Annotated in this window: 15 protein-coding genes and 4 tRNA genes; 6 read left to right on the forward strand and 13 right to left on the reverse strand. The window is 65.6% G+C overall.

Annotated elements, in window-relative coordinates:
* Nucleotides 1–24: 24 nt before the first annotated feature.
* Nucleotides 25–513 carry an SRPBCC family protein gene (locus N4S67_RS14235; protein ID WP_260993620.1) on the reverse strand — a complete coding sequence of 163 codons (489 nt, stop codon included), beginning with the start codon at nt 511–513 and terminating at the stop codon, nt 25–27.
* A 74-nt stretch (nt 514–587) separates the two neighbouring features.
* On the opposite strand from N4S67_RS14235, the gene N4S67_RS14240 reads away from it, so the two are divergent.
* Nucleotides 588–941 carry a helix-turn-helix transcriptional regulator gene (locus N4S67_RS14240; protein ID WP_260993621.1) on the forward strand — a complete coding sequence of 118 codons (354 nt, stop codon included), beginning with the start codon at nt 588–590 and terminating at the stop codon, nt 939–941.
* A gap of 25 nt (nt 942–966) precedes the next feature.
* Here the strand turns inward: N4S67_RS14240 and N4S67_RS14245 are convergent, their stop codons facing one another.
* Together N4S67_RS14245 and N4S67_RS14250 are read right to left on the reverse strand one after the other, a co-directional pair.
* On the reverse strand, nt 967–1,386 hold the full coding sequence (locus tag N4S67_RS14245; RefSeq protein ID WP_260993622.1) for a hypothetical protein: 420 nt from the start codon (nt 1,384–1,386) through the stop codon (nt 967–969).
* Between the two features lie 93 nt (nt 1,387–1,479).
* Nucleotides 1,480–1,866: a hypothetical protein gene (locus tag N4S67_RS14250; protein WP_260993623.1), complete on the reverse strand. Its 387-nt coding sequence runs from the start codon at nt 1,864–1,866 to the stop codon at nt 1,480–1,482.
* 734 nt (nt 1,867–2,600) lie between these two features.
* Here N4S67_RS14250 and N4S67_RS14255 point away from each other — a divergent pair.
* Entirely contained in the window at nt 2,601–2,789 is a 189-nt protein-coding gene (locus N4S67_RS14255) for a hypothetical protein (protein WP_260993624.1), read from the forward strand.
* A gap of 264 nt (nt 2,790–3,053) precedes the next feature.
* On the opposite strand, the gene N4S67_RS14260 is transcribed toward N4S67_RS14255, so the two are convergent.
* The 5 genes from N4S67_RS14260 to N4S67_RS14280 form a co-directional block, all read right to left on the reverse strand.
* Nucleotides 3,054–3,212, reverse strand: a complete 159-nt coding sequence (locus N4S67_RS14260) for a hypothetical protein (RefSeq protein WP_260993625.1) — start codon at nt 3,210–3,212, stop codon at nt 3,054–3,056.
* Nucleotides 3,213–3,406: 194 nt separating this feature from the next.
* Nucleotides 3,407–3,478, reverse strand: a tRNA-Val gene (locus tag N4S67_RS14265).
* Between the two features lie 11 nt (nt 3,479–3,489).
* Nucleotides 3,490–3,563, reverse strand: a tRNA-Cys gene (locus N4S67_RS14270).
* A 27-nt stretch (nt 3,564–3,590) separates the two neighbouring features.
* Nucleotides 3,591–3,663, reverse strand: a tRNA-Gly gene (locus N4S67_RS14275).
* A gap of 107 nt (nt 3,664–3,770) precedes the next feature.
* Nucleotides 3,771–4,280, reverse strand: coding sequence for a DUF6636 domain-containing protein (locus tag N4S67_RS14280; RefSeq protein ID WP_260993626.1), 510 nt, complete (start codon nt 4,278–4,280; stop codon nt 3,771–3,773).
* Nucleotides 4,281–4,432: 152 nt separating this feature from the next.
* Here N4S67_RS14280 and N4S67_RS14285 point away from each other — a divergent pair.
* The 3 genes from N4S67_RS14285 (at nt 4,433) to N4S67_RS14295 (ending at nt 7,444) form a co-directional block, all read left to right on the forward strand.
* Nucleotides 4,433–4,504 (forward strand) — tRNA-Val (locus N4S67_RS14285).
* Between the two features lie 345 nt (nt 4,505–4,849).
* Nucleotides 4,850–5,704, forward strand: coding sequence for an IclR family transcriptional regulator (locus N4S67_RS14290; RefSeq protein WP_260993627.1), 855 nt, complete (start codon nt 4,850–4,852; stop codon nt 5,702–5,704).
* A 246-nt stretch (nt 5,705–5,950) separates the two neighbouring features.
* Nucleotides 5,951–7,444, forward strand: a complete 1,494-nt coding sequence (locus tag N4S67_RS14295; RefSeq protein ID WP_260993628.1) for a hypothetical protein — start codon at nt 5,951–5,953, stop codon at nt 7,442–7,444.
* A gap of 614 nt (nt 7,445–8,058) precedes the next feature.
* Here N4S67_RS14295 and N4S67_RS14300 read toward each other — a convergent pair.
* The 4 genes from N4S67_RS14300 to N4S67_RS14315 form a co-directional block, all read right to left on the reverse strand.
* The gene (locus N4S67_RS14300; protein WP_260993629.1) at nt 8,059–8,409 is read right to left on the reverse strand and encodes a hypothetical protein; all 351 of its coding nucleotides are present in this window, start codon (nt 8,407–8,409) and stop codon (nt 8,059–8,061) included.
* 51 nt (nt 8,410–8,460) lie between these two features.
* Nucleotides 8,461–9,522, reverse strand: a complete 1,062-nt coding sequence (locus N4S67_RS14305) for a GGDEF domain-containing protein (protein ID WP_260993630.1) — start codon at nt 9,520–9,522, stop codon at nt 8,461–8,463.
* Between the two features lie 202 nt (nt 9,523–9,724).
* Complete coding sequence (locus N4S67_RS14310; protein ID WP_260993631.1) at nt 9,725–10,057, reverse strand: DUF3618 domain-containing protein; 333 nt, start codon at nt 10,055–10,057, stop codon at nt 9,725–9,727.
* Nucleotides 10,054–10,455 carry a phage holin family protein gene (locus N4S67_RS14315; protein WP_260993632.1) on the reverse strand — a complete coding sequence of 134 codons (402 nt, stop codon included), beginning with the start codon at nt 10,453–10,455 and terminating at the stop codon, nt 10,054–10,056. Before N4S67_RS14315 ends, N4S67_RS14310 begins: the two co-directional genes overlap by 4 nt.
* A gap of 153 nt (nt 10,456–10,608) precedes the next feature.
* Between N4S67_RS14315 and N4S67_RS14320 the strand changes: the two genes are divergently transcribed.
* Complete coding sequence (locus tag N4S67_RS14320) at nt 10,609–11,367, forward strand: alpha/beta hydrolase (RefSeq protein WP_260993633.1); 759 nt, start codon at nt 10,609–10,611, stop codon at nt 11,365–11,367.
* Nucleotides 11,368–11,371: 4 nt separating this feature from the next.
* On the opposite strand, the gene N4S67_RS14325 is transcribed toward N4S67_RS14320, so the two are convergent.
* Nucleotides 11,372–12,088 (reverse strand): GAF and ANTAR domain-containing protein, encoded by a 717-nt coding sequence (locus N4S67_RS14325; RefSeq protein ID WP_390893365.1) that lies wholly within the window; start codon nt 12,086–12,088, stop codon nt 11,372–11,374.
* Nucleotides 12,089–12,098: the final 10 nt, after the last annotated feature.

Below are 12,098 nucleotides of genomic sequence, written 5' to 3' on the forward strand. Positions count from 1 at the left end.
TTTAGGTTGACGACGACGCTTTCGTCAACCTTGGGTTGACGATCTGGGGTAGCCGCGTCGGACGGTCCGGTCCAGGATGCCGAGAGTGGCGCGAAGGGCGGATTCGGAGACGACGGGAAAGATGTTCGCCTCGCGCCAATGCGGATCAATGTCGGACCAGTCGTAAAACGACGTGACGAGCGTGCCGTCGGCGACCGGTTCCAGTCGATAGCCATACACGTGGCCGATCTGCGGGCGGATCTGCCCGAGAATCGTCCACGCGATCAGGCGGTCCTGCTCGAACTCCCTGATGGACACGGTGACGTCGTATCTGCCCAGTGGGAAGTCGTTGAGCGACTCGCGGTCCATATGGACGACGAAACTGTCGCCGACCTTCCGCACTGGGTCACCGTCGGCGTCCTGGAGCATGCCTGTCGCGTCGATCGCGACGTGGCCCTGCGGGTCGCACAGCACAGCGAAGACGTCGGCGGCCGGGGCGGCGATGTTGCGCGCAATCTCGATGCGGTCGGTCATCGCTTGATCGTGTCAGGGTCGCCGCTGGCCGCGATCCAGTTTCACCGATCCGACTTCGGGTAATACCTCAGCAAATGCGTAGCCACGTCGAGACCACGAGATCGCAGCCACCGTTGCTGCAGCGCGCGATCGCGTTCATCGACGAGAACGCACGCCAGGACATCACGCTCAGCGACATCGCAGCAGCGGTCAACGTGACGCCGCGCTCGGTGCAGTACGTGTTTCGTCGGCATCTCGGCACGACTCCGCTGGAGTATCTGCGCCGGGTGCGCCTCGACCGTGCGCACCGTGACCTGCAGGCCGCCGATCCCACCGTCGACACGGTGACAGCAATCGCGGGGCGCTGGGGGTTCGGCCACGCCGGCCGGTTCAGCGGCATCTACAAAGAGACGTTCGGTCGGCCGCCGAGCCGCACGCTGCGCAGCTGATCAACCCTGCATTGAGGGTCGGGCCTCAGCGCGGGAAGAAGCCCTCCCGGGTGAAGAAACCGGGTTGCCACCCGCGAGTACCGAGGCACAGCATCGGTTTTCCGTCTGGTGACTGTGCCGCCGACTGCGGCTTCGGGCACGGCGCGCCCACTTCCTGGACGCCGAACAGCTCGTAGGACGCGACCCAGAAGCCGGTGTACACCGGGGGCCACTGGTTTTCGATCCAGCGGCATTGCAGCGTCTCGCCTCCGGGGCCCCGCCCGAACGTGAACAGCTCCATGTTGGTGCAGGGGCCGGCGAGATGGGCGTCGTAGTTCATGCCCGGCACGTCGGTGGCGTAGCGCCCCGGCTCGTCGAAATAGATCCGATCGTCGGCGGCGGCGAGCGGCGCAGTGCTGATGACGGCGCCGGCAATGGCAGCAGCGGCGAAGAGTTCGCGAATCACGTCCCACCCCTTGGTGTCATGACCGGTTGGCCTTCGAAAGAGCGTAGTAGGTGCAGCGAAGCTATCGAGTCCTTTTGCCCATAGGCCCGGCTCTCACCGGTCGCCGATGAGGACGTCGATGGCAATATCGACCCGTTCGTGCTGGCCGTCCAGGCGGAATGTATAGACATGCCGTCCACCCGCAGGCTCTATGGGCAGCACCATCTCCGGCAGGCGCATGAACAACATCGGCGTTTCAACCAGGAAGTTCGCGGTCTGCACGGCAGGCCATCGTTGCCCGGTGGGGCCGGCCGCGTCGACGAGCAAGGTTTGGTGGTGGCCGATGTCGTCGTGTCCGACGTCGCAAAGCACCACGGTGTAGCAGCTGAAGCCTGACGAACGCGGCGCGACCGTGGTGCTCGCCCAGAAACCGCCGTCGACGCTGAGCATGCCGTTCACGACGTCGGCACGGTTGGCAAAGAACGCTGCGCTGAGCCGCATGCATGGCAATCTAGTGGAATCTCTGTGCGCTCATCGACCGCGCCGGCGAAATGGCGATGATGTGAACCGCTCCGACTGTACGAATCGCCGTGTCCGGCTGGACATGTCTAGCCAGTGCGAACGCGCATCCAGCGAGGCGGCTATGCCGATCAGAACCGTACCGACTAGCAGGCCGACGATGGCCAACGCTCCGAGAAGTTCCATTGCTCACCGGCTACCCGAACACTTCAAAACCCACACACCTGGGAGATCGGCTGGTCTAATGGCGGCCGGCAACGTACGCCGCTCAACACGCTCCCCATGTGGAGGATCAGTTGCCGGCCGCCGCAGTGTTGATGCCCGGCCGCAGCGACGGCGAAACGCTGGTGTCGTGATTCACGCCGCTCTCTGTATCGTGGCGTCGGTGCACCGATAGTGCATCGATGAATGTCGAAAGTTGTGCGGCGCTCGACAGGCCAGGCTCGCTGCTGAACTCTCAGGGTCACCCCGTCGAACGCCTCACGCCGGACCGAAACGTGACCAATCCCAGAGCCGACGCTCAACACCCCGTTCCCGTCGCTCAGCTCAGCTAAACAGCCGGCCGATCAGCTGGTGCGGGGACGCGGTTTGCGAGCGGTGTAGTCCGCGCCCTTCAACGTGGCCTCCGGTTAACCCCCGAACCTGTCCCTGTAGTGGCGAGCGAACCGGCCGGGGGCCAACTGCAATGCCCGGGGGTCACATGCGCGACGAAGGCGATGTCGACCACGGTGATGTCGGCATGGGCGTTGCATTCGATGAAGTCGGTGGCGACGCGCAGCCACGGCGCGGGGGGCGGTTGGGCCAACCACCTCGATGTTCCTCGCGCATACCTCGGCTCTTCTTCGCTCGAAGTTGACGCGTTGAACCCTTTCGATGCACAAATGATGCAGCAATCGCGGCGGTGACGGCACGCCGCTCACTGCGCGGATGCTCTGTCGAGAACCGAGGTGCACGGTCGAGATGGGCGGCAGCCGAGCGGCCACGCCGCGGAACACCATTACTTGTCGGCGATTTCGGGACGCACGCGTGCCGGGAAGAATTTCTTCTGACAGTCGCCGCATTCCCAGAGTTGTGTTTTGGAACCTCGGGAGTCGTCCACTGCATAGGTGTCGGCGCTTCCGCACCGGGGGCAAGTTGTCACGAGCACATGCTGCCTCGGCTCGCGGCCCCTAACGGGGGCAGTCCTCGTAGTAGCAGTAGATACCCTCTCGGGTGAGCACCGTGACTTCGCCGTTCGTGGTCTGATATGCCGCCCGATCCTGCAGCGGTCGATGGCAGTCGGGGCAATTGTTGTCGGTATCGAAATACTCGTATCCCTCGATGGCCATCAAGGTCGACGGTACGCCTAGCGAAAACGGCCGTCGACAGCACGACCGATATCAGCTGTTTCGCGGGCGCTCCAAGACTGTTGCGCGCGACGGTCGATTGGGCGCAAGTTCAAGGCTTGCAGCGTTCGTCGTCGACGCTGGCAACGGCAGCCGGCGAGTACTTCAGCTCCGGCTGGCCGGCCCGGGGATCTACGTGCGCGATACTGGGATTGAACCAGTGACCTCTTCCGTGTCAGGGAAGCGCTCTCCCGCTGAGCTAATCGCGCTGGGTCCAACTTGGAGGTGGAGACGGGAATCGAACCCGTGTGCACGGCTTTGCAGGCCGTTGCCTCACCACTCGGCCACTCCACCGCTGGGGTTGATGCCACTGCACCTTCGAGCGGATGACGGGATTCGAACCCGCGACCCTCACCTTGGCAAGGTGATGCGCTACCAACTGCGCTACATCCGCGCGCCACAGACGACATTGCCGCCCGTCGCGAAGGACGACGATAGTCCACTCAAGCGTGGCCGCACAAATTTCGTCGACGCCCGACTCGTCGTCCAGCCCGTCGACCGTCAGAAGACTCGATATGCCTCTCGTGATATCGAGAAGCCGTGGCCCGATTCGCTATCGAGGCAGGTGATGCCGGACTGGGCACTTTCACAGCGCAGGCGGTCGGCGGCGATGGACTCCCCGTACGGCAGAACTTGATCCGCTCCGAAGGCAGTGTCGCCGGCGCAGACGAACTGAGCCCGCTCACCGGGCGCCAGCGAGATTCCCTGCCCATAGTCGAACTCGCAGTCCGGCGGTCGGGGTGGCGGCGACCAGTTGCGGTCGATGATGTCGCAGCGGGCCCAGGTGGCGTCCAGCATGCAGGCGACGTTGCCCGACGGGGAGATGAAGCCGGTCAGCTCCTGCACCTCCCGCTGGACAGCTGTCGGGCCGGGTGTCTTGTCCTTGTGCGAAGCGGTTTGGGACGTGACACTCTCAGCCACGACGCGAGGCGGCTCGCCGCAGCCTGCCAGCGCGACGGCCGCGGCGGTCCCGGCAATCACGGCCCCGAGCTGCCGAACGCGGTGAGCCACCGCGCGACCATAGCCCGGCAACCAGCCTGGGCCGCACGAAACGCGAGATCGCGACCGTTCACGCGCGTCGGCCGACCGCCCCGCGAGTTCGGGTCAAATGCCGCGATCGTGCTAGTCTTCGACGTCGTTCGGCCTGTCGGGTCGAGCACCCCGGTCTCGTAGCTCAGGGGGAGAGCGTCCGCCTCACACGCGGAAGGTCACTGGTTCGATCCCAGTCGGGACCACAAAGAATTACCTCAGCTTCGGCGGCTGACTCCGGACGCAAGACTCCCTAACTCCACCCTTTCAAGGTGTTCTATTGGGCCAAAATAGGGCCAACTGATAGTGCTCGTATGCCGGACGGTCATCGAGCGCGTCGAAAGCCGAACCCACATTGTCAAGCAAGTCGTCGTACATGTCGGTATAGATGTGCGCGGTCACGGTAGCCGAAAAGAGGGAAAACTGATTTCGTAGACCGCGCAGGCGCCTAACCTCTGGTTTGCGGGCCGCGTCGAGCAGCAGACCCCGAGTGTCCGACCAACAGATCGCGGGTTCGGGCGCGGCGACGCGATGGGTTCGGGGAGGATCTCTTGGCCGACGATCACACTGTGTTGGGCCGCGCGGTGGCGATCCTGGACTGCGTCGTCGAAGCCAACGGGCCGCTTCCGCTTGCAGTGCTCACCCGGCGCACCGGGATGCCGAAGCCCACGGTGCGACGCATCGCTAACGCTCTCGCTGAGCGTGGCATGCTCGAGCAGACCCCGGATGGCTACATGCCTGGCCAGCGGCTGATCGATCATGGAGTTCGGTCGGCGCACCGGCAGGGATTCGCAGTGACGGTCCAGCCGTATCTACAGGATCTGCATTCCAGGACGCGTGGACAGACGGCTTGGGTCGCCACGATGAATCAGGGACAACTGACGATGACCGGCGCGGCATTCGCCAGACCCCATCTCGAGGGGATGCGAAAGCCGTGGTTGACCTATTCGGCCATCGGTCCGGGAATGGTGCTGCTCGCCTCGGGTCGAATGCAGGCCGCTCACGATGCGGAACTGGCCGAGCAGGTTCTCGCAAGCCAGTTTCCGCCGATGACTCGCTACTCCGTCATCGACAAGTCGCGGCTGCGAGCACTGATCGAGGCAGCCAGGGACTCCGGTTATGCGCAGGAAACGGAGCAGGCGGTGCTGGGAAACAGTTGCATCGCCGCCGCGATGCGGAACTCGGCAGGAGACCTGGCGGGCATCATCGGCGTCGCCGGCCAGTGCAGCGCGATTGAGGCACGCGGTGTCGGGGCCGCTCTGATGCGATCGGCTCTGCTCCTGCAGCACGAAATCCGTTCGTTGTCATGCGAAGAAAATCTGGATATGTGGAACGCGCCGATCTTCAATCAGCGCACAGGCATTGGGTACACCTGGCCGACCGCTGACAACGGCGATCCGCGCTGAATTGGTCGCCGCCGCACGCATACGAATTGAAACGTTTCACTGAGTGACACGCTGCCGGTGCGCAGGAGAGCCCGCCGGTAGATGCTTGGCATAGCAAACATAATCATCCTTCCGATCGGGGAGGTTGCCGGGCGATATGGGGAGTTAGAGATGGCCGGACCAGGCAGAGACCGCGCCCACACAGAGGCGGGTCGCCATCGAAGCAGGGGTAACACCGCGTTGCGGCCGTGGTCGGCGGTGGCGCCCATGCTCACTACGGGGGTGGTGATCGTGGGCGCCAGCGTGCTGCTGGTCTCGCATTTGTCCGGGACACCCGGCGCCGGCGGGGGCGTCGACATTGAGGGGTTCGACGCACCGGCGCTCAGGACGGCCGCGGTAATGCCGGCGGCGGTGACGGTGCCCTGGTGGCCCGTGGGTGGCTCGAGCAGTTCCGCCGGCAGCAGCGGCGGGGGTCTGCAACGGCCCTCCGGCGGTGCGTCATTGGCCACCGATCAGGCCGGCGCGGTGCTCAACGCGTTCATTTCGGGACGCGCCCCCATGACCTCGACGGCCTCGGATGGGTCGACGTCGCTGCCGAGTCTGTTCAGTCCGAACACTCCTGACAACGGCCGATCCGCGGGTGGAGATGCGACCTCGGGTGCGGCGTCGCCCGGTTTGGCCCGAGCAGCGGCCGCGCCCAACCTCGCTGCGGCGAACCCCGACCTGATCGGTGCGCTGATCGGATTGTTCATCGGCAACGGCGCCGACGCCGCCGCGGACTGCACCGGCGCCGCCTGCAACGGCGGCGCCGGCGGCATCTTCTTCGGCAACGGCGGCGCGGGCGCCAACGGCGGCGCGGGCGGCAACGCTGGGCTGTTCGGCAACGGTGGCAACGGTGGCAACGGCGTGGACGCGTTCACCAACCAGGACGGCGATCGGGTCGCGGCCACCGCCGGTGGACCCGGCGGCAACGGCGGGATCTTCTCCGGCAACGGCGGCAACGGCGGCAACGGCGGCAACGACATCAACACAAACTTCGACGACGAAACTGACGCCGTCGGCGCGGCGGGCGGTCGCGGCGGCAACGCCGGCATCTTCGGCGGTGACGGCGGCTCCGGCGGCTCCGGCGGCAACGGGTCCTCAGCCGGTGTGAACGGCACCGGTGGTGCCGGTGGCGCCGGTGGATCGGGTGTCACCGGCGGTGACGGCGGCCAGGGCGGTGACGGCGGCGGCGCTGGGGGCGGCACCGGCGGGACCGGTGGTGCCGGCGGCAACTCATCGGGTGATGTCGGCGGCACCGGCGGCGATGGCGGCGACGGCTTTGGCGGCCAGTCAGGTAGCGCCTTTGCAGACGCCAGTGGCGGTGCCGGTGGGGCCGGCGGGTCCGGCGGCGGCTCAGAGGACGGCGGCGCGGGCGGTGCCGGCGGGGCCGCCAGCACCATCGCCGGAGATGCCACCGGCGGCACCGGTGGGGCCGGTGGTGTCGGCGGTGTCTCCGGGGGCACCGGCGGCGCCGGAGGCGACGGCGGCGGCGCGTCGACGATGTACGACGACGAGGGCACTACCGCTACCGGCGGCGGCGGCGGTACCGGCGGCGGCGGCGGATTCGCCGGCGGTGACGGTGGTGACGGGGGCGACGGCGGCGACGCGACCGGCGCTGAGACCAACAACGGCGGCGCCGCAGGTGCCGGCGGCGCCGCAGGTGCCGGCGGCAATGGGAGCCCCGGCAACACCGGCACTCCAGGCAACGGCGGCGCTTAGGTGAACGGCCGGCTCTACGGTTTTCGACGAAGCCGATGCCAGTTCGTCGCACCGGTCACGTCACGGACAACCAGGCGGGCGCTTATCGAGGAGCCAGGGTGTCTTGCCCAGGAAACACAGGAGGCGGTACTGGCAACAGTGACATCGCCGCCGCGATGCGGAACTCGTCACGACACTTGACGGGCATCATCGGCGTCGCCGGCCAGTGCAGCGCGATCGAGGCACGCGGTGACGGCACCGCTGCCGCGGCATCGGCGTCCCATCCAAATTCTCGACAAGTCACGTCCTATCATGAACTACTCAGCCAAATACGTTGCGCTACATAGCAACTAGTGCAACTCGCTCTCAATCGGTATGGCACACCTGCACAAGGTGTGCGACGTTGGAAGCAGCACACAATCGTGTGCCGCCTCGAACTCTGTGCCACAGGCGATCTCGGCGAGCGGCGGTGATCGACGTGTTGACGATCGCGAAGCTCTCACGCTGGTCGATCAGGTACTACAATGACACCGCCAACGCCGTCGGCCATGCCGTGAAGGATGGCCGGAAAGCCGCCGGCGGGCTGGGGAGTACTACACCGATCATGACACCCGCACCCCGGCTTACCACAACATTCAGCCGGATACGGGCCCCGCCAACGAGGCAACCGCGAAAGCGCCGCCGATGAGCGCGACGTGAGCCGCGCAGCCGATCGCCGGGACCATGACAGCACGCCGTCTCTTGGCCATGAACACGATCGCGATAACGATGTCGAAGAGCAGGAACGCCCCGTTGACCCACGTGCCAAGGAACATCGCGACCAATATCCAGTCCTCGTTGCCGCATTCGACGTAGCCGCACGAATCGGTGCTCATCGCGATGCCGATGTTGAGAAACAGCAGAAACAGCGCAAGTCCGGCGTGCACGAACAGCAGCAACACCGCTCCCACTCCGTCGCCGGGACTCCGCGGCCGTGTGTCGGTCACCGACTTCTCCATGTCAGTAAGTATGCGGCCCACGACAGTGCGATCCGGACATCAGAATTGATGCTGCGCGACCTGGTTTCCGCCACTGCGCTTCGCGGCGTACATGGCACGATCGGCTGCGTCGATGAGGTCGTGGATGGCCCCGCGCGACGTGTCGACGCAATGCAGTTCGGCGGTCGCGTGACCAACGCTGGCGGTCACCGAGTGTGACAGCCGGGCGATCGCCTGGCAGAGCAGCGCGGCGACCGACGATGCGTCGCGCGAGGGGACCGTCAGCGCGATGAGGAACTCCTCGCCTCCGGCGCGACAGATCGCGCCTGCGGATGGAATGTGTTGGCGCAGAAGGTTCGACACCGCCAGCAGCACCCGGTCTCCGGCGGCGTGGCCCTGGCTGTCGTTGATGCGTTTGAAGTCGTCGAGGTCCACCATGAGCACTGCCAGGTGGGTGTCGCCCGGCCTGGCGCCGGCCAGCACGCCGCCGACAGCCTCGTCGAAACCGCGCCGGTTCAGCAGCCCCGTCAGCGGGTCTTCGTCCGAGCGCACCGCGTACTGGCTCATTGCGAGGGTGGTTCCCCGAATGCCCAGGGGGACTGCGCTATTCAACAACCATATCAACCAGAAGGCGGCGAGCGCAGTCGCAATGTTGGTCTGCTCGGCGAGTCGGACCCCCGCCGCTACGGCGGCCGCGACGGCGATCGCGAAGTTGAACAAGAGGAGCTTGTTGGTGTGGAAGAACGCGATGTACCCACCGGTGACCGCCAAGGCGGTACACCCCAGAGCGGCGACCGCAGGACTCGGCTGGCCCAAGCTCCAGGTAGCGACGCAGATCGCCCCCAGAGCGGCGGTCAGCTCGGATTGTCGACGGGTCGGCCATCGCGAGAGCCAGAACCACATCATCCACATGCAGAACGCGGCTCCCGTGATGCCGATCGTCAAAGACACCACTGGGTTGCGGTGCTGCTGGCCAAGCACGGCCAGCGGCGCCAGACTCGAGGAGGCCGCGACGATGGCCATGATTATCTGTGCGGAACGCAGGAGGCCACGCCGGCGGAGGAAGTCAGTGACCCATTCGAATTGATCGGGTTGATTCCACCACGCAATCAGTCGCGCCATCAGCCGCCTCCGAGACCAGGATCTCGCTATCAGAGCAAACTCGAACAGCTAAATACTAGCCGGTATCGAAGGTTGCTCGAGGCGGTAATCCTCACAGAGACCCCCCAGCATGCATTTGCTGAGAACCCATGCGGGCAGGTGAAACGCAAAGGGCGCAAATCGGCGGTACGGCGGTTCTACTTGAAGGGGCGCGTACTGAACTCTAGCGCCGCCGCCGCCAGATCAGGACGCCAACTGCCAGCGCGATCAGCACCACAGCGGCAACCGGTACCGAGCGCTTCGGATTGTCGGTCGCCGCATGCTTGATGGTGTCGGCCTTCTCGACGACGGCCTGCTTGGTCTCGGCGGCCTTCTCGACAACGGCCTGCTTGGTCTCGGTGGCCTTATCGGTCGCGCGACCCTTGACGTCGAGTTTGTCCTGCAGCGCCTGGACCGTCTCGCCGAGCTCGGTACGTGTTTGCTCGATATCGGCTTCGATGTCGTCGATGTCGGCGTCTGGCCCCGGCTCGGGGCGGCCGGGATTAGCTGCGGTCATTTGCGCGCGTCCTTCAGTTCCTGGATGTCTGCTTTGACTGTCTCAACGGTCCGCGGTGCCGCGGGCGTGGCTTCCTGCGCTTGGTTACGCCCGACGAGCGCCGCGATGCCTGCGCCGATGAACAACACGGCGCCGACGATCAGCGCCGCCGCCCACACCGGCAGCACCAGCGACAAGGCCGCGATGGCCGCGGTGAGCACTGTCGCAAAACCGAAGAACGCCAGAAGTCCCGCGACGCTGAACAAGCCCGCCCCGATTCCGGCGTGCTTGACGGATTCGTGAAACTCCTTCTGCGCCAATCGCATTTCGTCGCGGACGAGCCGAGACGTCTGCGACGACAATTGGCTCATCAACTCACCGATTGAAGCGTTCGCGGCGGGTTTGCTATCCACACTCATCACTGACCCAACTTCTGACTTGCATTTGCATTGTCGCGACACGGATGCCCCCGGTGCGACCGGCCGAAACACCAGGGGTCGGGGAAACCAAAGTCAGGCGGCGCTTACCTCTGAGGGAATGGCAACTATTTTCCGATCCGGAATACTGTCCGCGTGCCAACGGCAGACGCCAGACCGCCCATCCTCTTCGTGCACGGTGTATTCGGCCGGCCCTCGCTGTTGCAGCCGTGGACGCAGTTCTTCAGCGCCGCCGGATTCGAGTGCCACGTCCCGACGCTGCCGGGTCGAGACCCCACCAGCGACGAGGTGCTGGCACGCACCGGCATCGAGGACTGCTTCGAGGTCGCACTGGCCGCCTACGACCGACTGGGCACACCGCCCATCGTGATCGGCCACAGCATGGGCGGCCTGCTGACCCAGAAGCTGGCGGCTGCTCGCACACCCCGCGCCGCGGTGCTGCTCGCGTCGATCCCGCCGGGAGTGCTGTGGACCCAACTTCGCGGCATGCCGTATTTGTTGCCGCTGTTGCCGCGCATCCTGGCGGGCAAGCCCTTCCTTCCGCCTGCGCGAACCATGCGCGAAGTACCGCTGAGCACGTTGCCCACCGCCGAGCAGGATGAGCTGATCCCGAAGCTGGTACGCGACTCGGGCCGCGTCTTTCGCGAGATGGCGCTCGGGGCGTCGTCGACCCGGGTGAACGCGTCCGACGTGACGTGCCCGGTGCTATGTGTCAGTGCGGGCCAGGATCGCAATGTCGCACAGTGGATTTCGCGTCGTATCGCCGCGCGCTACAACGCCGAGCACCAGGTGCACCCCGGCCTCCCGCACTGGATCATCGCGGGGTCTGCGGTCGACGAGGTTGCCCCACCGGTGCTTGCGTGGCTCAACAACACCCTCGGGCTGGCCGGCTGACGCGCTACCCGCCGTTTCGGTGTGACCTCGACACCAGGTCGGTCGCAATGCGGTGCAGCGGCACGTTCGAGTCCTGCGACAGCTTGCGCAAGACCTCGAAAGCCTGGACGGCGTCGACGCCGTAGCGCTCCATGATCATGCCCTTGGCCTGGCCGATGGTGTCTCGGCTGGCCAACGCCCGCTTGAACTGCTCGTCGCGGCGCGCCGAGCTCCACGCCACCGACGAGTGCGCGGCGAAGATCAGCCCCAGAGTCCTCGATTCCGCGCCGAACACATTCGGTTGTTCGGCATAGACATTGAGCGCGCCCATCGTCTCGCCGGCGATGAACAACTGGAAAGCCATGATCGACCGGATCGGCGTTTCGGCCAGAGCGTCCTGCCGATACCGCGGAAACCGCTCGTCTATTTCGAGGTCGGCGACATGGACGGTCTTCTCTTCCCAGGCCGCGGTGAGGCACGGGCCCTCCTGATGGCGCTGCTGGACCTTGTCCAGCAGCACCGGCCACATGTGCGTCGCGGCAGGGGTGTCGATGTGCTTGCCGTTGCGGGTGACGGTGATGCCTGCGTACTGGGCGCCGGGAATCTCGACGGCCGCATGCTCGGCGAGTTCGGCGATCACGGTGTCCGAATCGGCCTCGGGGCGACTGTATAACCGCTGCACAAGCTCGGCAATGCGCAGGTGAGTAGCTTCTACGACACTGGGCTCGTTCACCGTCACCATTCGTGATTCC

Origin of the sequence: Mycobacterium deserti (assembly GCF_025345615.1) — a bacterium.
In the GTDB taxonomy this organism is placed as follows: Bacteria; Actinomycetota; Actinomycetes; order Mycobacteriales; family Mycobacteriaceae; genus Mycobacterium; species Mycobacterium deserti.

Excerpts from the sequence above, each read along its gene's own strand:
- N4S67_RS14240 (WP_260993621.1), top strand. The coding sequence starts at position 588 with ATGCGTAGCCACGTCGAGACCACGAGATCGCAGCCACCGTTGCTGCAG.
- N4S67_RS14325 (WP_390893365.1), bottom strand. The coding sequence starts at position 12,088 with ATGGTGACGGTGAACGAGCCCAGTGTCGTAGAAGCTACTCACCTGCGC.
- N4S67_RS14315 (WP_260993632.1), bottom strand. The coding sequence starts at position 10,455 with ATGAGTGTGGATAGCAAACCCGCCGCGAACGCTTCAATCGGTGAGTTG.
- N4S67_RS14250 (WP_260993623.1), bottom strand. The coding sequence starts at position 1,866 with ATGCGGCTCAGCGCAGCGTTCTTTGCCAACCGTGCCGACGTCGTGAAC.
- N4S67_RS14305 (WP_260993630.1), bottom strand. The coding sequence starts at position 9,522 with ATGGCGCGACTGATTGCGTGGTGGAATCAACCCGATCAATTCGAATGG.
- N4S67_RS14295 (WP_260993628.1), top strand. The coding sequence starts at position 5,951 with ATGCTCACTACGGGGGTGGTGATCGTGGGCGCCAGCGTGCTGCTGGTC.
- N4S67_RS14260 (WP_260993625.1), bottom strand. The coding sequence starts at position 3,212 with ATGGCCATCGAGGGATACGAGTATTTCGATACCGACAACAATTGCCCC.
- N4S67_RS14310 (WP_260993631.1), bottom strand. The coding sequence starts at position 10,057 with ATGACCGCAGCTAATCCCGGCCGCCCCGAGCCGGGGCCAGACGCCGAC.
- N4S67_RS14235 (WP_260993620.1), bottom strand. The coding sequence starts at position 513 with ATGACCGACCGCATCGAGATTGCGCGCAACATCGCCGCCCCGGCCGCC.
- N4S67_RS14255 (WP_260993624.1), top strand. The coding sequence starts at position 2,601 with ATGTCGACCACGGTGATGTCGGCATGGGCGTTGCATTCGATGAAGTCG.